Annotated in this window: 19 protein-coding genes and 1 tRNA gene; 15 read left to right on the top strand and 5 right to left on the bottom strand. The window is 45.8% G+C overall.

Annotated elements, in window-relative coordinates; translation table 11 throughout:
* Positions 1-167 precede the first annotated feature (167 nt).
* Positions 168-243: transfer RNA gene (locus EIH25_RS00170), tRNA-Thr, on the bottom strand.
* Between the two features lie 228 nt (positions 244-471).
* Here EIH25_RS00170 and EIH25_RS00175 point away from each other — a divergent pair.
* The 5 genes from EIH25_RS00175 (at position 472) to EIH25_RS00195 (ending at position 6,939) form a co-directional block, all read left to right on the top strand.
* Positions 472-1,461 carry a hypothetical protein gene (locus EIH25_RS00175; protein ID WP_124097926.1) on the top strand — a complete coding sequence of 330 codons (990 nt, stop codon included), beginning with the start codon at positions 472-474 and terminating at the stop codon, positions 1,459-1,461.
* 950 nt (positions 1,462-2,411) lie between these two features.
* On the top strand, positions 2,412-3,419 hold the full coding sequence (locus EIH25_RS00180; RefSeq protein WP_124097927.1) for a LacI family DNA-binding transcriptional regulator: 1,008 nt from the start codon (positions 2,412-2,414) through the stop codon (positions 3,417-3,419).
* A 72-nt stretch (positions 3,420-3,491) separates the two neighbouring features.
* Positions 3,492-4,979, top strand: a complete 1,488-nt coding sequence (locus EIH25_RS00185; RefSeq protein ID WP_124097928.1) for a carbohydrate ABC transporter substrate-binding protein — start codon at positions 3,492-3,494, stop codon at positions 4,977-4,979.
* 98 nt (positions 4,980-5,077) lie between these two features.
* On the top strand, positions 5,078-6,052 hold the full coding sequence (locus EIH25_RS00190) for a sugar ABC transporter permease (RefSeq protein ID WP_124097929.1): 975 nt from the start codon (positions 5,078-5,080) through the stop codon (positions 6,050-6,052).
* A gap of 5 nt (positions 6,053-6,057) precedes the next feature.
* Positions 6,058-6,939, top strand: coding sequence for a carbohydrate ABC transporter permease (locus EIH25_RS00195; protein WP_243113050.1), 882 nt, complete (start codon positions 6,058-6,060; stop codon positions 6,937-6,939).
* A 73-nt stretch (positions 6,940-7,012) separates the two neighbouring features.
* Here EIH25_RS00195 and trmB read toward each other — a convergent pair whose 3' ends face one another.
* The 4 genes from trmB to EIH25_RS00215 are packed head-to-tail and all read right to left on the bottom strand — an operon-like array spanning position 7,013 to position 10,721.
* The gene (gene trmB / locus EIH25_RS00200) at positions 7,013-7,690 is read right to left on the bottom strand and encodes a tRNA (guanosine(46)-N7)-methyltransferase TrmB (RefSeq protein ID WP_124097930.1); all 678 of its coding nucleotides are present in this window, start codon (positions 7,688-7,690) and stop codon (positions 7,013-7,015) included.
* A gap of 2 nt (positions 7,691-7,692) precedes the next feature.
* Entirely contained in the window at positions 7,693-8,265 is a 573-nt protein-coding gene (locus EIH25_RS00205) for a hypothetical protein (RefSeq protein WP_124097931.1), read from the bottom strand.
* Between the two features lie 59 nt (positions 8,266-8,324).
* Positions 8,325-9,563, bottom strand: a complete 1,239-nt coding sequence (locus tag EIH25_RS00210; RefSeq protein ID WP_124097932.1) for a galactokinase family protein — start codon at positions 9,561-9,563, stop codon at positions 8,325-8,327.
* Between the two features lie 24 nt (positions 9,564-9,587).
* Positions 9,588-10,721: an FtsW/RodA/SpoVE family cell cycle protein gene (locus EIH25_RS00215; protein ID WP_124097933.1), complete on the bottom strand. Its 1,134-nt coding sequence runs from the start codon at positions 10,719-10,721 to the stop codon at positions 9,588-9,590.
* Between the two features lie 292 nt (positions 10,722-11,013).
* Here EIH25_RS00215 and iorA point away from each other — a divergent pair, with 292 nt between their 5' ends.
* From iorA to EIH25_RS00265, 10 genes are all read left to right on the top strand, one after another.
* Positions 11,014-12,741, top strand: a complete 1,728-nt coding sequence (iorA, locus tag EIH25_RS00220) for an indolepyruvate ferredoxin oxidoreductase subunit alpha (protein ID WP_124097934.1) — start codon at positions 11,014-11,016, stop codon at positions 12,739-12,741.
* Between the two features lie 27 nt (positions 12,742-12,768).
* Complete coding sequence (locus tag EIH25_RS00225) at positions 12,769-13,215, top strand: hypothetical protein (protein WP_124097935.1); 447 nt, start codon at positions 12,769-12,771, stop codon at positions 13,213-13,215.
* Positions 13,216-13,262: 47 nt separating this feature from the next.
* Positions 13,263-13,838, top strand: a complete 576-nt coding sequence (locus EIH25_RS00230) for an indolepyruvate oxidoreductase subunit beta (RefSeq protein ID WP_124097936.1) — start codon at positions 13,263-13,265, stop codon at positions 13,836-13,838.
* Between the two features lie 3 nt (positions 13,839-13,841).
* Entirely contained in the window at positions 13,842-14,339 is a 498-nt protein-coding gene (locus EIH25_RS00235) for an HD domain-containing protein (RefSeq protein ID WP_124097937.1), read from the top strand.
* A gap of 27 nt (positions 14,340-14,366) precedes the next feature.
* Positions 14,367-15,674, top strand: coding sequence for a phenylacetate--CoA ligase (locus tag EIH25_RS00240; RefSeq protein ID WP_124097938.1), 1,308 nt, complete (start codon positions 14,367-14,369; stop codon positions 15,672-15,674).
* 22 nt (positions 15,675-15,696) lie between these two features.
* Positions 15,697-16,206 (top strand): YfbM family protein, encoded by a 510-nt coding sequence (locus EIH25_RS00245; RefSeq protein WP_124097939.1) that lies wholly within the window; start codon positions 15,697-15,699, stop codon positions 16,204-16,206.
* Between the two features lie 69 nt (positions 16,207-16,275).
* On the top strand, positions 16,276-16,710 hold the full coding sequence (locus EIH25_RS00250; RefSeq protein WP_124097940.1) for an ACT domain-containing protein: 435 nt from the start codon (positions 16,276-16,278) through the stop codon (positions 16,708-16,710).
* A gap of 149 nt (positions 16,711-16,859) precedes the next feature.
* Positions 16,860-17,030, top strand: coding sequence for a 4Fe-4S binding protein (locus EIH25_RS00255; protein ID WP_124097941.1), 171 nt, complete (start codon positions 16,860-16,862; stop codon positions 17,028-17,030).
* Between the two features lie 407 nt (positions 17,031-17,437).
* A complete protein-coding gene (locus EIH25_RS12335; protein ID WP_164489110.1) occupies positions 17,438-19,723 on the top strand; it encodes a glycosyl hydrolase in 2,286 nt (761 codons plus the stop codon).
* A 546-nt stretch (positions 19,724-20,269) separates the two neighbouring features.
* Entirely contained in the window at positions 20,270-20,539 is a 270-nt protein-coding gene (locus EIH25_RS00265) for an ACT domain-containing protein (RefSeq protein WP_124097942.1), read from the top strand.
* Positions 20,540-20,548 lie beyond the last annotated feature (9 nt).

The raw sequence follows: 20,548 nt of genomic DNA on the forward strand, positions 1-20,548 counted from the left end.
TTACAACTCCTTTGGAAGAATTATATCATACAATTACATAAAGTGCAATGGTAAAATCTCTTGAATTATATGTATTAAATAAATTTTTTTGTTTAGTTAAGCTATAAAAAGAAAAATACCCGTCACCAGTTTAGTGATAACGGGTATTGCGCTGTCCGCGCCAGGACTGGAGCTGATAGTCGGACTCGAACCGACGACCTGCTCATTACGAATGAGCTGCTCTACCAACTGAGCCATATCAGCATATATTCTATGTTTCATAACAGTGCAATAATTATTATAAACTAAAAAACAGCTTTTGTCAATAGCTTTGTCCGCAATTTTTTCAGCGGTTCATGCATTTATAAAAAATATTGTAAAGCGGTTGAAATTCCTGAAAAGATATGATATAATAAAACATAATGTACCGCGTCCATCAACTGCGGTTTTGTGTAAAAATAAAGCGGAAGTCTTTGGAAAGGGATGTAATTTATGAGTCAGACAAAACAAAAATCCTCAGCCGCTAAGAATGTGGCAATATTTTTTGTGGTCTTTATAATTCTGGAGATGTTGATAATCTTCGGCGTTTCAAGGGTGTTTAAGAATAAGGACGTTACTCCGAGCTTTGCCGGATACAGTCTGTATATAATGAATGACGACAGAATGGGCGACGATGTTCCTAAGGGGGCGCTTGTGGTGGCTTCCAACGGAGTGCCGAGCGTAGAGGGAATAGGAAAAGCAGTTCTTGTTGAAAACGTTCCGAATATCGGTACGTCTGTGTTCTGGCTTGCCGATGTATCGTCTAAGGGCGACAGTATAGACGGAGTTGTTTATACTGTTTATCAGGAAAAAAATCCTTCCGTTCTGTATGAGGTCAAGTCCTCGGATATAGTCGGTTCCGCGTCCAGCTATTATCTTACGGCAGGAAAGGTCATCACGTTCGTTACCTCAACGTTCGGAATGGCGGTATGCGCCATAGTTCCGCTGTTCTTCCTGGTTCTGATCGAGCTTATTATCGCCATTGCTTCCCATTCCGGAGAGGAAGATGAGTATGAAGCTGAACCTGAAAAAGATGAAACCAATGTAACTCTTGACGATTTTCTTTTCGGAGGAGAAAATGATAAGGCGCTCCATAATTCTCATATTCATGATGAGGAGCAGGAGGACGCCGAGCAGGAGGAAGAGCCTGCGGAAACTGACGGCGGTATAGGCAACGACGCTGAAGCTTCAGAGAAAACTGACAGCGAAGGAGGCTCCGAAGTTGACGAGTCGTACTATGAAAAAGCCTCTAAGCTGCTTGACGAGGCCGCTTCAGAAAAGTCCGATAACTTTGCAGAGGATATCGCTGCTGATAAGGCGTCAGAGCCTGAGGCTCAGACTCCGGCTTCGGCAGGAAAGACTGCGTCCGCTTCCCTGGAGGATCTTATGAAGCTTATGGAGGAGGAGCAGAAGAAGCTTAGGGATCAGCTCAACAAGGAATAATGTTTTATGCTGTATGAGGGTCGAAGATAATTTACGCATTTATTCGGTCTAGCGAAGCGGATTTGACCGCTTATATCTTATAATTAGCTGCTGAGGCAATATCGCGCGTGTTTGTGTGATATTGCCTTAATTTTATTTGCACGGCAGCGGTTTGTTTTCGGTTCTTAATTAATAATAATTTAAATATTAATATAGTGGAACCGGCGGCTATGTAAATAAGCAATGCTTTTTACACATTAAAAATCAGCTTGTTTATGCATAAAATATCAAAAACGTTTAAGTAACGTATTTGCGGTTTATGCGAGAATATTATACAAAGCTTCGGCTGTAGGTAGTGACTGAAAGGCACGCTGTAGGTGAAAATGCACAATAAAAAGCGCGATAAGATTATCACAATATGAAAATTTTAAACCCTGTAACATAATTTTATATGTTTCTGCAATACGAAATTGCGAAATTTAAAAAAAATCCGTTGGCTTTGTAAGCGTTATGCAGACGAATTTTGTTTTTTTCAGATATTATGTCGAAAACGTTTAATATTTTCTGCATAATGCTTCCAAGGCGGATGTTTGTTTATAATATACTAATTCGATATGGAAATGTTGAAATAAATATGGATATATGCACATTGAGCTTGACTGGCGTAAGCAAAGGAGTCGGGTAACTTAAACGTTAGCAATGCTTTTTGGAGCTTAAGAAAATTTTTAAGGGCTTTAAATTACAGAATGGTTACAGCTGCGCTGATTTTATAGTTAAATTGCACAAAATATATGTTGAAAGACTGTTCAATTAAACATAATTTATTACATTCAGCAAAAAAGTTTGCAAAAATACTTGAAATTTAAGAGGATATATTGTATATTTTTATTAACGGAAACGTTTGAAATTCAGATTTTCTGTTTAGCGTTTATAACTTAAACGTTTAAATCAGATGAAAGGCGGAAATTTTAGTGGTTTCACTGAAGGATATTTCCGTTCGTTGCGGCGTTTCAGTTGCAACAGTAAGCAAAGCTCTTAACGGTCATAAGGACGTCAGCGCTGCTACAAAAGAAAGGCTTATCAAGGCTGCCAAGGAAATGGGATACTTCCCCAACTCTCAGGCAAGAGCGCTTAAAACCAACAGGACGTATAACCTTGGCGTAATGTTTCTTGACGAAGCGGGAAGCGGTCTTACTCATGAGTTTTTCGCAAAGGTGCTCAACAGCTTTAAAACAGAAGCTGAAGCTTCGGGTTATGATATCACTTTTATTAACAAGGATATCGGACGGCAGAAGATGTCTACTTATGAACACTGTAAATACCGTAATGTTGATGGAATCGTTATCACCTGTACCGATTTTACCGACCCCGATGTATACGAGGTAATAAACGGTGATATTCCGGTGGTTACGATAGATCACATTTTTGACTGCCGTACTGCGGTGATGTCAAATAATGAAGGCGGAATGGAAGAGCTTATTAATTATGTTACGGATAAGGGTCACCGCAAGATAGCCTATATTCAAGGCAACAAGTCGGCGGTAGCCGAAAGGCGTCTGGCAGGCTTTTATAAAGCCTGTATCAACAGAGGTATTTCAGTTCGTTCCGAATGGATACTCAGCGGCGATTACCATAATCCGGATAATACATACAAGCTTACTGCTGAGCTGCTGAAGAGCGATGACAGACCTACCTGTATCTTTATGCCGGATGACTATTCGGCGATAGGCGGATTCAATGCGATCAAGGATATGGGACTTTCGGTTCCGGGAGATGTTTCGGTGGTAGGGTATGACGGAATAGCTTACGCTCAGTTCCTGTCGCCAAAGCTGACGACCTATCTTCAGGATACGGCTCAAATAGGCGTAACGGCGGCAAAACAGCTTATTTCTCTTATTGAGAGACCGCAGACGACCTTTACGGAGGTCATTACAGTAAACGGACAGTTTCTTGAAGGCGAGTCCGTGGCACAGATTTAGGCATTAATTTATTGCGGATCTATCTGCAATGCAATCACAAATATAATGCGATATTTAAGGAGGAAATTTATTATGACACAGTTAAAGAGGATCCTTGCCGGCGCACTCAGCGTTTGCATGGCAGCTTCAGTAATGACGGCTTGCGGAAACGACGACAGCTCATCGGCTTCCGGCGGATCAAATTCAACGGGTTCAAACGGCGGAACGGAAAGCAGAACCAATACCGCGGAACTCCACGGCGTTGAGTCTTCCGAGGAGTCGAAGAACACTCTGACGATCTACTGCTGGAACACCGAGTTCAAGAGCAGACTTGACAAGTATTATCCCGCGCACACAGATATGACGGTTACCACTTCTACCGACGCTGACGGAAATCAGGTAATTGATGCTATCAACGGCGTTAAGATCAATTGGGTACAGAACGAAAACGAAGGAAACGTATATCAGACCAAGCTTGACGAGGCTCTGAAGGCTCAGAAGGAATCCACCGAAAAGGTAGATATTTTCCTTATTGAAGCCGACTATGCTCTGAAGTATATCAACGGCGACGTTGCTCTCTCCGTTCAGGATATCGGAATTACAGAGGACGATCTTTCACAGCAGTATCAGTATGTTAAGGACGTTGCTACCGATACCAAGACAGGCGAGCTGAAGGGCGTTTCCTGGCAGGCAACACCGGGTCTGTTCCTCTACAACGCGGAGTATGCGAAGGAGGTTCTCGGAACTGACGATCCTGCTGAGGTTCAGGAGTACGTTAAGGACTGGGATGCGTTTACTGAAACAGCACAGCTGATGGCTGACAACGGCATTAAGATGCTTTCCGGCTATGACGACGCTTACAGACTGTATTCAAACAATGTTGCTGCGCCTTGGGTTACTGACGACAAGATCACTGTTGATCCTCAGATCAAGGCTTGGGTTGACCAGACCAAGGAGTACACAGACAAGGGCTACAACAACAAGACTTCTCTCTGGGACGACGCTTGGGCTGCCGGACAGAAGATAGACGGTAAGGTATTCGGCTACTTCTTCTCCACATGGGGTATTCCTTTCACACTTCTCCCCAATACTGTTGACGAAGAGATCAAGGCTGACAACTCCAACGCTGTTGAAGGAAACGGCGGTTACGGTAAGTGGAGAGCCTGCGAAGGACCTCAGGCTTACTTCTGGGGCGGCACATGGATCTGCGGCGCTATCGACTCCGATAACACAGATATCGTCGCTGACATCATGAAGGTTATGACCTGCAACAAGGAGTGCATGAAGGAGATCACAGAGGGCGAGCAGGACTACACAAACAACAAGGCTGCTATCCAGGAGCTTATCGACGGAGGATATAAAAACGACTTCCTCGGCGGACAGAATCACCTTGCTCTTCTTACGGAAGCTGCCGACAAGATCGACCTTTCAAATAAGCTTTCCGCTTATGACCAGGGCTGCAACGAGAAGTTCCAGGCTGCTATGAAGTCTTACTTCGACGGAAGCTCTACATATGAAGAGGCTCTTGAGGCATTCAAGAAAGAGATCACAGCTCTTTACAGCAACCTTTCAATGGACTGATAATTAAAGCGCGATGAAAATTCAATAGGGGGCGGAGGTTGTTTCCCCCCCTATTGTTTTTCACAGCCTGCTAATTTTTCTCAGAAAGGATATGTCTTATGAAGAAGAAAAGCATAAGCTATGCAAAATGGGGTTATATCTTCCTAATACCATTTTTCGTGGTTTATATAGTATTTTCGCTGTATCCGCTGATTCAGACGTTTTACAACAGCTTTCATGAGTATATTATAGACCGCGGCTCCATAGGAGGCGGCTGGACTACCGAGGCTGTTGCGGCTGAAGAGCAGATAAAGTTTATAGGAATTGATAATTATAAGGAAATCTTCAGTGCGGACGGTACTCTTGTACATAGCTTTATCAATACGATAGTTATCTGGCTGGTAGGTTTTATTCCTCAGATTGCCGTTTCGCTGCTGCTGGCTACATGGTTTACAGATCTGAGACTGAAAATCAAGGCGCAGGGATTCTTTAAGACCGTTATATACCTCCCGAATGTGATCATGGCTTCGGCTATCGCGTTTATGTTCTATACTCTGTTCAATCAGGGCGGCGCGATGTACGATCTGGTGTGCAGGATTACAGGGAATGAGGATACGCTGCTCAACTCTGTGTGGGGTACAAGAGGTATCATAGGCTTTATCAATTTTCTGCTGTGGTACGGTAATACCACTATACTTCTTATGGCTGCTATTATGGGCGTCGATACGTCTCTGTACGAATCCGCTCAAATCGACGGAGCCAATCCTACTCAGACTTTCTGGAAGATAACTATTCCGCTTATCAAGCCGCTGCTTTCTTACGTGCTGGTTACATCAATGATAGGCGGTCTGCAGATGTACGATGTTCCTGCGCTGCTGACAAACGACGAAGGAAATCCTATCGTCAACGGCGTCAGAACCGCAAGAACCCTTGTTATGGAGATCCAGACGCGTAAGGATTCAAATGTGGGACTTGCGTCCGCTATCTGCGTTGTTATTTTCATTGTTTCCGCGGTGCTTGGATTCGCGATCAACTTCCTGGGAAGCGACAAGCGCGACGGTAAGAAGAAAAAGAAGAAAGCGAAAAGGGGGTAACGAATATGCCGATGTCAACTGATGTGGTTGGTCACAGCAATGACCGCACAAGGCTTTTGGTACGAAGAATAATCGCATATGTGGTTCTGATCCTGCTTGTATTGATCTCCCTTTTTCCGTTTTATCTGCTTATAGTAAACGCGACAAGAGGCAAGGTTCAATCCGGTATCGAATGGATCCCCAGCAACCTTTTGGGCAAGAACTTCAGCAGTCTGTTCAGCGCCAAGACTTCTACAGCTTACGGAAGCGTATTCGGCGCTTTGAAAAACAGTCTGATAATTTCCGGCTTGTCTGCCATACTTTCGATTTATTTTTCGGCGCTTACTGCGTATGCAATTCATGTTTATGACTTTAAGCTTAAGAAATTTGCATTTACATTCATACTGATAGTTATGATGGTTCCTACTCAGGCGTCTGCGATCGGTTTTTACCGTCTGATGAAGGATTGGGGACTTAATAACAGCTATATTCCGCTTATAGTTCCGGCGATCGCCGCTCCGGCTGTATTCTATTTTATGAAGCAGTATATGGATTCGGCGCTTCCTCTGGAGATAGTGGAGGCGGCCAGAATTGACGGCTGCGGCGAATTCAGAACCTTTAACTCCATAGTAATCCCGATTCTAAAGCCGGCATTTGCGGTACAGGCTATATTTACGTTTGTAACTAACTGGAACAACTATTTTATGCCCAGACTTATTATTGAAGATAAGTCCAAGTATACGGTTCCTCTGGTTCTTTCCGCAATGCGTAACGCGGGTCCTCTGGAGTCTGACGCGGGTCTGTTCAACCTTTACATAGTAATAGCGATCCTGCCTGTGGTTATCGTATATCTTTGCCTGTCAAAGTTTATCATCCGCGGCGTTGCGCTTGGTTCAGTAAAGGGATAATAAAAAACATAATGCCGGGGCGGAAAAGCCTCGGCATTTTTTATTTCTGTTCAATTTCAACGGTTAGTAACGTTTAAGCCTTCGGCTGCTTAAACGCTTCAAGTCTGTAGATCGGAAAGCCTGCCTGTGAAAAGCGCTGTTCATACTCGGTTACTATATTGCCGTCAAAATCCGAGCTGTGCAGATCGAGAGATATATTTTTCAGAGTCCAGCCGTTTCGGGAAAATTCCTCAAGGGAAAATTCAAAAAACGCTCTGTTATCGGTTTTCTGATGTATCTCTCCGCTGCTTGCAAGCAGTTTTTCATATATAGCGAGAAAATTTCTGTGGGTCAGGCGGTGCGCCGCATAGGATTTTTTGGGGAAAGGACAGCTGAAATTAAGGTAGATCATTCCGACTGTACCGGCAGGAATATAGCTTTCAAGGTATTCCGCTCCTCCCCGCAAAAATCTGAGGTTAGGAATATTTTCGGAGATCGCCTTTTCCGCGGCGTCTACAATAACGTTGCTGGACTTTTCTACCGCCAGGTAGTTTATGTCGGGATTGCGCCTGGCTATTTCGCAGGCAAACTGCCCCTTTCCGCAACCTATCTCAAGCTGTACGGGATTTCTGTTCCCGAAAACCGTTTCGTAATCAATTATATTTTCAGTGTCCCTGATCTGATAATTCCTGTCCTCCCGATCCATATAAATTATGTAATCGCCGCATTCCGCAAGACGTTCTTCAAGGTGCTTTTTTCTTCTCATTCTCATACTTATTTATCATTCCTTCTGCCGATATTATGGACGAACCAGTCCTTGTCGGAGGTGCAGTTTTTCCAGCTTACAGCCAAGCCGTTAAGAGGATTTTCGTTCGGGTAAACAGTGATCATGACCTCAGCCTCTTCCGCGCCTTTATAATGCGGAACCGTCTTGAAAGAAATCTCCGACGAAAGTCTTTGAAGAAATTCGTTCTCCGACAGCCGGCGTCCGAAGCTGAAAAAAGATTGCTTTTGACTTGTGGGAATTTTCACCTCGGGAAAACGGGCGCGGTAGATTTTCTTGCCGTCTTTTTTTGTAACGGCTTCAAGCTTTTTGACGGCGGGACTTGCCTCGTTATTCAGTATATATAACTCAATTGTGTCAAAAGTTAGCCTGCCCTTGTCGACAGCTTCTCCCGACAGCGAAACCGTAAGTCCTTGTTCTGAGGAAATTCCGTCGCTTTCCACCCCGAACGCAAAAGGCAGTCCGTCTATAAGTATCTCTCCGCAGGCTGAAAATTTCAGCTTCACCTGCGGCTTATTTATGCTCTTCAGTTCCTTTTTCAGTCGTTTCAGCGGATTGTTCATACCGGCATATTCCTTTTTTGTTCTATCCTGCGGTAAAATTCCGCAGTGCTGCTTTACTGTTACAGCAGAACCTCGGTTCCGCCTACAGGTCTTATCGAAAGCGCATGGCAAGAGCCTTCTCCGAATACCTTTTCCATTTCTGTGCGGAATTTTTCCAGCTTATCCGACGGGACAAACGCCTGAATGGTTCCGGCAAAGCCTCCTCCGTGAACGCGGAACGCTCCCTCGCCGCCAAGGATCTGCTCGGCTATGTAAAGGGCGGTGGAAAGTCCCTGCTCATCGGGCGCGGACGAAGCGTAAACGTTTTGCAGATACATATATGACGACCTGCCTGATTCCTTTACAAGCTTCAGGAAAGTATTGAAATCTCCGCTTTTGAGCGCCTCGGCTTCCTTGACTACTCTTTGGTTGTCGTCCATAAAGTGAAGCGCGCGCAGAACGGCTCTGTCCCCGAAATTCTTGCGCAGAACAGCAATATTGTCCATGATGTCAGCTTTGGATATGTCCCTGAGATAACCCTTGCCGAAATATCCGGCGATCTGCTTCATTTCCGCGGGAACGGCGGCGTATTCAGGCGTAAGGTCCGCATGGTTGCCTTTTGTATCCACGATACACAGACTATGACCGCTTTTTGCAAAGTCAAAGCCGATCGACTCAATAACGGGAGCCTGCGGATCGTTGAAATCAATGGTAATAAAGCCGCCGACTGACGAAGCCATCTGATCCATAAGACCGGAGGGCTTGCCGAAAAATACGTTTTCAGCATACTGCGAGAGCTGAGCTGTTTCAACGGCGGAAACTCCGTGATCGTTGTAAAGTCCGCTGAGTATAGTGCCGATAAGAACCTCAAAAGCGGCGGACGAGGAAAGTCCGGAGCCCTTCAGCACGTTAGAGGTAGTATACGCTCTGAAGCCGCCGATACGGTGACCGTTTTTGACAAAGCCCGCGGCAACGCCCCTTATCAGAGCCGCCGAGGTGTTTTCTTCCTCCTTGTGCACTTCCAGGTCGGACAAATCTACCGTGTCCATAGGAAAGCCTTTGGATTTTACCTTGATAATACCGTCGTCGGTCGGAGCTACGGCTGCGATAACGTCAAGAGAAACTCCCGCCGCAAGCACCCGTCCGTGGTTGTGGTCGGTATGATTTCCGCCTACCTCGGTTCGTCCCGGAGCGGAAAAGAAGCGGCTCGGAGCAGCATTGAACAGCTTTTCAAACTCAGCCGCGGCCTCGGCGTATCTTTCCTTCTGAAAAGCTGTTTTATCCTCTGAATAAATTCTGTCAAGTGTATTAACGCCCATATATTAACCTCCAAAAGAGTATTTTTAAACGGTCGGCTCACTATCGGTTTTTCCCGATTTAAGCGACGACTGCACAAGTCCCATAGCGATAAGCATAGTAAGCACGGCAGTTCCTCCGGCGGAGAAAAACGGCAGAGGAACGCCTATAACAGGCATAAATCCCAGCACCATGCCTATATTTATAAATGTGTGAGAAAAAATCAGTCCAAACGCGCCGGCACACACCGAGCAGCCGGGCTGGCTGCATTTTGAACTGTCAATAACAAGTCTAAAGCATATTGCGAACAGTATCAGTATGATGACTCCGCAGCCGATAAAGCCTACGGTCTGCCCGGCATATGAAAAAATAAAATCGTTCTGAGATTCGGAAACGTAAATAAATTCTTCGCTTCCGCCTGAAAAAAGACCTTTTCCCCAAAAGCCTCCGCTTTGCAGCGCAAGCTTTCCCTGCGACTGCTGATATCCGGTGCCCAGCGGATCGAGCTCTGGTCTGAAAAGCACCATGATACGCTGCTTCTGGTGTTCAAGCAGAAGCCAGTTCCACACTGCCCAGATAATTACGGGAGAAAGGATAAGCGCCGAAAGAATATACTTCCAGCTAAGCCCTCCGGCAAACATCATAACCAAAGCGATAAGGATAAAGATAACTCCCGTTCCCTGATCTCCCTGAAGATAAACTATCAGAACAGGAACCGCCGCATGGCACAGAAGCCCCAGAATGGTAAGAGGTCTGTTGAAGCGCTTTTTTACATACGCGATATGCACAGAAAAGGTTATTATAAAGCAAACCTTAAGTATCTCCGCAGGCTGGACTGTGAAGCCGAAAAGACTTATCCAAGCTCGGTCGTCTGAGGAAGCCGGTCCGGTCCCCAGCGGAGTAAAGGTCAGAAGGGTGAAAAGGATCCCGCCCGCGCCTATTGCCTTCCAATGTTTCACGATTTTATCTATTCTTATCATTGAAAGTGTAAACATAGCGGCAAGTCCAAGCACAACGGCAGTGATTTTGGTTATCCAAAGCGACGGGGATATGCCGTAGGATATTTTCTGATAGGAATTTGTGTCCACCAGTGAAAAAACCAGCACGATACCGCCCGTACAGGCAAGGACGACAAAAATTATCAGAATAAAATCCATATGCTTGATTTTATTATACAACATAAACGTCTCTCTTTCAATAATAATTTATTAATTCAGCGGCGCCGGCCGGAAGTGAAAACCGCTGTAATATTTTAATGAACATATTTATTATAGCATGAATTCTGAGAAAATAACAGCGTAAGGCATAAAAAATTTCTGAACAGCGTTTTTTTTGAGGAAAGCAATTGATTTTTGTATATATTTATGGTATAATTATTTTTATTGACAAGGATAGTTGTTGTTTTTTAACAAAGAAATTATAAAATGCAGGAACGGCTGTTTGGCATTTTATCATGAAAGGAAAGAGATTGATATGAAAAAACTTATGCTTGGCAATGAAGCGTTTGCAAGAGGTCTGTATGAGGCAGGCTGTAAAATCGCTTCTTCATATCCCGGAACTCCGTCTACGGAAATAACCGAGGAGGCGGCTAAATACGACGAGATCTATGCGGAATGGGCGCCTAACGAAAAGGTTGCAATGGAGGTCGCTCTCGGAGCGTCGATCGCCGGCGCGAGAAGCTTCTGCGCTATGAAGCACGTAGGTCTTAACGTTGCCGCCGATCCTCTTTATACCGCGGGATATACGGGAGTAAACGCGGGAATGGTAATTGCCGTTGCCGATGATCCCGGAATGCATTCCTCTCAGAACGAGCAGGATTCCCGTCATCATGCGATAGCTTCAAAGGTAATGATGCTTGAGCCTTCCGATTCGGGAGAGTGTAAGGAGTTCGCAAAAGCGGCGTTTGAGCTGTCGGAGCAGTTTGATACACCCGTAATAGTAAGGCTGTCAACAAGAGTATCGCACTCCCAATCGGCGGTTGAGATTCTGGAGCGCGAGCAAAAGGAGCTTATGCCCTACGAAAAGAATCCTCAGAAGTTTGTTATGATGCCCGGAAACGCCATCAGGCGTCACCCTCAGGTTGAGGAAAGAATGAAAAAGATCGCTCAGTATGCTGAAACCTCTCCTCTTAACAGGCTTGAGATCAACGATACAAAAATCGGAGTGATTACAAGCGGCGCGGCGTATCAGTACGCCAAGGAGGCTCTGGGAACAAAGGCTTCGTATCTTAAGCTGGGAATAGTAAATCCTCTTCCTGAAAAGATAATCAGGGATTTTGCCGACAGATGTGAAACGGTTTATGTTATAGAGGAGCTTGACGACATTCTTGAAACTCACTGCAAAAAGCTGGGACTTGACGTTCACGGCAAGGATACCTTCAGCCTTATGGGAGAGATATCCCAGGCGATCGTCAGGGAAAAGATACTGGGAGAAAAGGCGGAGGAAACGGTATTTCCCGAAAACGTGCCCGTTCGTCCTCCGGTTATGTGCGCGGGCTGTCCCCACAGAGGACTTTTCTACTGTCTTTCAAAGCTGGGAGTAATGGTATCGGGAGATATAGGCTGCTACACGCTGGGAGCTGCCGCTCCGCTTTGCGCTATGGATACGACTATATGCATGGGCGCTTCTGTCAGCGGGCTTCACGGCTTTAATAAGGCAAGGGGAGCCGACGCGGAAAAAAGCTCTGTCGCGGTTATCGGCGATTCTACCTTTATGCACAGCGGAATGACAGGACTGGTCAATATCGCCTACAACGCTACCAATTCCACTGTAATTATTCTTGACAACTCTATTACGGGCATGACGGGTCATCAGCAGAATCCTACCACAGGAAAGAATCTGAAGGGCGATCCCGCCGCCGCCGTAAATCTTGAAGAGCTGTGTCATGCTATCGGGATCAGGAGCGTAAGGGTAGTAGACCCTTATCACATGGCTCAAACCGAAGCGGTAATAAAGGAAGAGCTTGCTAAGGAGGAGCCGAGCGTTATAATTTCAAGACGTCCCTGCGCGCTGCTCAAATATGTCAAGCATAATCCTCCGCTCAGGGTGGATTCAGATAAGTGCGTAGGCTGTAAGCAGTGTCTCAAGATCGGCTGTCCGGCAATTTCAATACATAACGGAAAGTGCGTTATAGACCATACGCAGTGCGTAGGCTGCGGAATCTGCAAGGAAATGTGCAGGCTTGACGCTATTAAAGACTGATGATTGATAAAGGAGGAGAAGAACGGTATGCTTATAATGTACGGTTGGGGAAACAAATTGAAACGCGACGTTCCGATGGGAGTTTCAGTATGCGGAGGATGCCGCAGCTTTTCGCATCATTATCTGGGAAGATTAGTTTTCAGGGTGCATATATGCTATATTCCTGTTTTCTGGAGGACCAAGGGCTATTATGTTTTCTGCGACAACTGCGAGGGCGGTCAGGAGATATCCAAGGAGCAGTACAGGGAACTGAAGGAAATATACCGTATGTTCACCAACAAAAAGCTGCTGACGGACTGCTATCATTACGCGGTTCAGATATCGCAGGGATTGGAGCTTAACGATCATAATGTGGATTATGTTCTTTCTCAGCTTCAGCAGAAATATCCCATTCAGCATCAGGTGATGATCGACCAGTACAGGGGATTGGTGTCCGATATTATGCGTTTTCAGATACAGCCGCAGCAGGCGTAGGGGAAGGCTTCTGACCGGTGATTAATTTAAAATACGAGGTGTAAATAATGGAAACCAAATCGATTATGATAGTCGGCGTAGGCGGACAGGGTTCGCTGCTGGCTTCGAGAATAATAGGAAACGTTCTGCTTTCGCAGGGGTTTGACGTTAAGGTAAGCGAGGTTCACGGAATGAGCCAGCGGGGAGGCTCGGTTGTTACATATGTAAAGTACGGCGACGAGGTATGCTCTCCTGTCGTCAATAAGGGAGAGGCTGATATAATAATCAGCTTTGAACAGCTGGAAGCCGCAAGATGGCTGCCGTATCTGAAAAAGGGAGGACATCTTGTGACCTCTACGCAGAAGATAGACCCTATGCCTGTAATTACAGGCGCGGCGGAATATCCCGAAAATATAATCGGCAAGCTGAAGGAGCTGGGAGTGGACGTTATCGCTGTTGACGCTCTGGAGCTTGCGGAGCAGGCGGGAACTGCCAAGGCTTCAAACGTTGTGCTTATGGGAGTTGTTTCTACAAAAATGCCTTTTGACGAAAGCGTATGGCAGCAGGCGCTTGAGCAGTGCGTTCCACCCAAATTTCTTGAGCTGAATAAAAAAGCCTTTGCCCTTGGCAGAGAGGTAAAATAGCAAATGGACGAAATCAGTAAGCTGATCATTAAGATGACCGAGTTCTTTCGCGGAGACCCGAAGCGTATTCAGCATTTTATAAAGGTCTATACCTTTTCAGGAGTTATCGGCAGGGCGGAGGGTCTTGACGTCAATATAATGTACCGGCTTGAAGCTGCCGCCGTGATTCACGATATCGGAATCAAGCCTGTCGAGGAAAAGTATGGAAAGGGCAGCTGCGGCGGAAAGCTTCAGCAGGATCTTGGACCGGAGCCGGCAGAAAAAATGCTGCGAGAGCTTGATTTTGATAAGGACGTTATAGACAGAGTCTGTTTCCTTATTGCTCATCATCATACCTATACGGGTGTAAAGGGACTTGACTGGCAGATACTTTTAGAGGCTGATTTTCTCGTGAACGCGTATGAGGACGAGCTGTCGAAGGAAAGTATTAGAAGCTTCCGCGACAAGGTTTTTGTTACCGAAACGGGAATCCGTATGCTTAATGAAATGTTCGGACTATAATATATATACGATAGGAGGTATGTTCCAATGGGTAAATATTGGAACGAAGAAATTGAGTGTATGTCCCGGGAGGACATGAAAAAGCTGCAAAGCGAAAGACTTGCGGCTCAGGTAAGACACGTTTGGGACAATGTGCCTTACTACAGAAAGCTTATGGAGGAAAAAGGAGTTACGCCGGACGATGTCAACGGTATTGAGGATCTGTATAAGCTGCCTTTTCTTACAAAGGCTGACCTGCGGGACGCTTATCCGTACGGTCTGCTTGCAAAGCCTCTTGCCGACTGCGTAAGAATCCAGTCTACCAGCGGTACTACTGGCAAGAGAGTGGTGGCGTTTTATACACAGCATGATATTGATCTGTGGGAGGACTGCTGCGCCAGAGCTATTACCGCCGCTGGAGGAACAAAAGAAGACGTTTGTCAGGTCTGCTACGGCTACGGACTGTTTACCGGAGGACCGGGACTTAACGGAGGCTCTCATAAAGTCGGCTGTCTTACGCTTCCTATGTCGTCGGGAAATACCGAAAGGCAGATTCAGTTTATGAGGGATCTCGGCTCGACGATCCTTTGCTGTACGCCGTCCTATGCCGCCTACATTGGAGAAACTCTGCATGAAATGGGCTACGGTCCGGAAGATATAAAGCTTAAAGCGGGAATTTTCGGCGCCGAGCCGTGGACTGAGGAAATGCGCCATGAGATAGAAAGGCTGCTGGGCATTAAAGCCTACGATATTTACGGACTTACCGAAACAAGCGGCCCGGGCGTATCCTTTGAGTGCGAGGAGCAGACGGGTATGCATATCAACGAGGATCATTTTATTGCCGAGATAATCGACCCCGATACGGGAGAGGTGCTTCCCGAGGGCTCTAAGGGAGAGCTTGTATTTACAAGCATAACCAAGGAGGCGTTTCCGCTGCTCAGATACAGAACAAGGGATATCTGCGTTCTTTCGAGGAAAAAATGCTCCTGCGGCAGAACTCTTGTGAAGATGACAAAGCCTATGGGAAGAAGCGACGATATGCTTATTATCAAGGGCGTAAACGTATTCCCGTCGCAGATAGAATCGGTGCTGCTCAAGGTAAGCAACGCTACGCCCAACTATCAGATAATTGTTGACAGAGTAAACAACACCGATACCTTTGAGATAAGAGTGGAGCTTTCGGACGATATGCTGTCGGATACAATAAAATCCATTGAAGAGCTTGAAAGGAAGATATCCGGAGATATTCATTCTATCCTGGGAATCAAGGCAAAGATCAGGCTTGTTGAGCCTAAGTCAATTCCGAGGTCGGAGGGCAAGGCGGTCAGAGTGATCGACAGGAGAAAGCTGGTTTAGTCAATACAGGAGGAATGATCGTATGAGCTGTCTTGGGGTTCTGTTTGCCGTTCCGGAGGACGTGGTCGGGCATATCAAAGCCCTGCCGATGGAGGAAAGACCGGAATATATATCCTTAAGCTTGGAGGAGCTTTATTTTGAGGATTATCCTGAAAGAACCGCGGAGCTTGATAAGGCGTGGGACGCGATACACCGCTCCCTTACCGACGGAACGCTTTCCTTTGACTGCGGGGAATATCCATTGGGTGGAGTAATTCTCGGCGGTGAGATCCTCTACTATGACGGAGCGGAGTACGACGATTACATAATTACCGCCAAAAGCCCTGAGGAGGTTAAAAATATCTATACTCAGCTAGCCGGACTTACAAAAAAGCAGTTCAGGGAAGGGTATGACAAAATTGACGAAACATATCCCGACGAGCGTGGGGACGAGGATTTTGAGTATTCCTGGGAGTATCTTCAGGACGCTGTCCCTTTTTTCAGACTGGCTGCGGAAAAAGGCTTATGGGTGCTGTTTACGGCTGACCAGTAAGCCGTATGAGCAGGCGGCGGTGAAATTTTCTGCCGGCTGCAAAAATAATATAAAAGGGAGGTTATCTTTATGACCGTAAAGCAATTATCAGTATTTGTAGAAAACAGACCGGGCAGATTGTCTGCAATAACCAGACTTCTGGGTGACAACGGCATTAATATCCGCGCGATGAGCATTGCCGATACCAAGGATTTCGGAATCCTGCGTCTTATTGTAAACGACGCGGACAAGGCGCTGGAGATACTTAAAAATGCAGGCTGTTCGGTTACTATAACAAACGTGCTTGCAATCAGAATTTCAGACAGACCCGGCGGACTTGCCGACGCTATGGATATTCTTTATAAGGACAACATCAGCGTTGAGTATATGTATGCGGCGTTTATCAACGAGCAGGATGAAACCGCTTATCTTGTTCTGAGAGTTGACAGCAACGACAATGCGGTTACAGCGCTTAATGAAAGCGGCTTCCATTTGCTCAGTCAGGAGGAGCTTAGCAGGATCTGACGGACGGTGAACGGATTCCTGATAAAAAGGCGAAATATTATGAAAAAATTGTGATATTATCATAAAAGCGCTTGCATTTTTTTAAAAATGTGATATTATATTAATATAGGAACTGATTAGGTTCTTAAAATATTGAGGAGGTATATATTATGGCTTATAAGATTAGTGACGAATGTATCGGCTGCGGCGCTTGTGTTGACGCCTGCCCTGTAGGAGCTATTGCTATGGAAGACGGAAAGGCAGTTATCGACGCCGATACCTGCATCGACTGCGGTTCATGCGCAGGAACCTGCCCTGTTGAGGCTCCTAAAGCTGACTGATTACATATAGTCAGAATAAATTTTTCATAAAATCAAGGTCCGTGTATAAAAAACGCGGACCTTTTGCTTTATAAACGATTTACCGATGTCCCCGCCTTCCTAAGAAGGCGGGGTTACCTCGCCGCAGCTCGGGCTTTGCTTCGAGTTAAAAGCCGGTTCTGCGGCAGTTCAGGCTGAGTATCTGTAAAGACAGAGCCGTTTATACCTTTGATACATTATTCCTGTAATTTCCTTATTATTTGTATAAAATGAATACCGAAAACCTTTTCTGAGACAGATAATAGGTTCTAAATGTAGAATATTGCGCGGACAGGCGTTAAGGTGTTTACTTTGCACGCAGATTATGATAGAATATTTGTGTAAACATCAGAATATATCCGTATTGATTTTTTGAGGATGGTGACGGTATGAATAATATAGTCAAAAAAATATTTTCAGCGTTGTGCGCCGCGGTTTGCGCGGCTGCGGTAATGCCTTCGTATACGCCCGTATCCGCTGACGTAAGCCTGAAATATGAGGCTGAAAACGCTCAGCTTTCAGGCGTCAGCACAGGTTCAGGCTCGTCGTATTCAGGCGGAAGATATGTTGTCTTTCAGGGCGCGGGAAGCTGTACCTTCAACGTGTCCGTACCGGAAAACGGCTATTACGATCTTAACTTCAGGAGCAGCGGCATAGGCAGCGACAAATATAATTACGCTTCTGCCGACGGGGAGAGCATAGGCGAGTTTTATTCAAGGAACGGCGTGCTGGGCGACGGCTATATAAACAGAGTATATCTGTCTAAGGGAAGCCACAGCGTGCAGGTTACTCCGTCGTGGGGATATATCAATCTTGACTGCCTTATTATCACTGATTCGGAAATGCCGGACAGGAATTATTACGATGTTTCGGATGAGCTGATAAATCCTTCGGCTTCCGCTTCGGCAAAGAAGCTGATGAGCTTTATTGCGGATAATTACGGAGAAAACGTTATATCCGGACAGACCTGCGACGGCGGGCTTTACGGAGATGAGTTTACGGCGATCAGGAATCTTACAGGAAAAACTCCGGCTATGCTCGGCATGGATCTGATGAGGTATACTCCTACGAGAGTGGCAAAGGGCGACAGATGCGAAACGGTGGAAAACGCGATTGAGTTCTGGGAAGCGGGAGGAATTGTAGAGCTTTGCTGGCACTGGAACGCTCCCGATAAATATCTGAAATCCGGAACCGACAGCAGCGGAAATCCCAGATGGTGGGGAGGCTTTTATACCGACAACCTCAACATTGATTTTTCGGCGATCATGGACGGCTCGGATACTGAGGGCTACGAGCTTCTCATGGAGGATATAGACGCCATAGCCGTTCAGCTGAAAAGGCTGGAGGACGCCGGCGTTCCCGTGCTGTTCAGACCTCTGCACGAGGCAAGCGGCGGCTGGTTCTGGTGGGGCTCGGACGGTTCTGAGCCTTACATAAAGCTGTGGAAGACGCTTTATCAAAGGCTTACCGTAGAACACGGACTTGATAATCTTATCTGGGTATGGAACGGTCAGAATAAAGACTGGTATCCCGGAGATGAATATGTCGATATTATCGGAGAGGATATTTACCCGGGAAATCATGTTTACAATCCGCAGTCGTCAAAATTTCTCGAAGCGGCGGAGTATACCGATACAAACAAGGTAGTTGCGCTTACTGAAAACGGCTGTCTTTTCGACGTTGATACGGCTCTGTCGGCAGGTACGCTCTGGAGCTGGTTCTGCGTGTGGGGAGGAGATTTCTGCTCTGTCGGAACTTCAATATCTGAGAAGTATACCGAAGCGTATATGTGGAAAGAGGTCTATACTCATTCAAACGTAATAACTCTGGATGAAATGCCCGATCTTAAAACCTATCCGGACGACGGGGATTCGGGACATACTCACAGCTATACCTCTAAGGTTACCCAAGCGGCAACCTGCACCAAGTCCGGAGTCAGAACCTATAGCTGTTCCTGCGGCAGCAGCTATACTCAGTCTATACCTGCAACGGGTCATACATATAAATCCACAATAGTTGCGCCTACCTATGCGGCGCAGGGTTATACTCTGAAAACCTGCTCAAAATGCGGCTCAAGCTATAAAACCAATTATACGGCGAAGAAAACGGTGCCTAAGGTCAGCGCAAAGACCGAATTCAGCTCGGTTACAAACGCGGTCCGCATCAACTGGAACAAGGTCAGCGGAGCGTCAGGCTACAGAATTTACAGGTATAACGCGTCGTCTAAAAAATGGGAAAGCGTAAAAACCATAGGAGACGGTTCGGCGGTTACATACAGGGATTCAGGACTGAAAAGCGGCGCTCAGTACAAATACAAGGTCAAGGCGTTTGTAAGGTATAACGGAACGGTTTACTGGGGCAGCGCTTCCGATGAAATACTTACCGCTTCAAAGCCGTCTAAGGTAACGATCGGCAAAATAAATATTTCGACTACGTCGGTAAGGCTTTTCTGGAACAAGGTAAGCTGTACGGGCTATAAGGTTCAGCAGTCCTCCGACGGCGGAAAGACATGGAAAACAGTAAAGCTTGTAAAAAACGCCGAGGAGCTTAAAATCACTGGACTGAAAAAGAAAACCTCATATAAATACCGGGTTCTGGCATATAAATCAAACGGAAACGGAACCAACGCCCTGAGTGCGTGGAGCAGCGTAAAGACTGTTACTACAAAAAAGTAATTTCAGTTTTTCGTAAAGCGAAAAGGTAGGCAGGCTGTTCTATGCTTTTGCATATTATGTAAACAAAAAATCTCCGTTCTTGATTGAACGGAGGTTTTTTGTGTGATCGCTCACTTTATATTAATATATGATGGAGAAAAAATAATATGTGGACGGGACTTCAGGTATGTCTTTACATAACGATCATCAGATTTTTCAGATGTGATACCCATTGCCTGAGAATCTCACAAATCGCTTAACCCTCGCGGCTCAGGCGTCCCTCTAACCTGTTGTTTATATAATAAAGGCTCAATGTGACAGCTTTATGACAGCGGACTGAAAAGCGGCAGAGTATTGTATGTTCCATGTTAATTTCGGGTAAATTCATACGTTAATTAATTGTTTATATTTTTCTGTTGGCAAAATGATAAAAATATGCTATAATTATAACTTAAGACACGGTGTTTTCTGTCTTTAAGGCGGCGGAGAATATTTTGCACGCTGAAAGCGGGGAAGGCTTATTGTTTTAAAGTGTATCTGATTACTAATGAAAGGCTGGTTTATATAATGAGAGCAGTAGTTACGGTTATAGGCAAGGACGCGGTAGGCATACTTGCAAAGGTAAGCACAAAGTGCGCCGAGCATAACGCGAATGTGATCGAGGTTACTCAGTCGGTGCTTCAGGATCTTTTTGCAATGATCATGCTGGTGGATATTTCAAAGCTCAGCACAGACTTCGCTCGTATGGCGGACGATCTGACCGCTCTGGGAGATTCTATGGGTCTGAAAATTCATACAATGCACGAGGACATTTTCAACTGTATGCACCATATCTGATTTGAGAGG

It is taken from the genome of Ruminococcus sp. Marseille-P6503 (genome assembly GCF_900604945.1).
Lineage (GTDB): Bacteria > Bacillota > Clostridia > Oscillospirales > Ruminococcaceae > FB2012.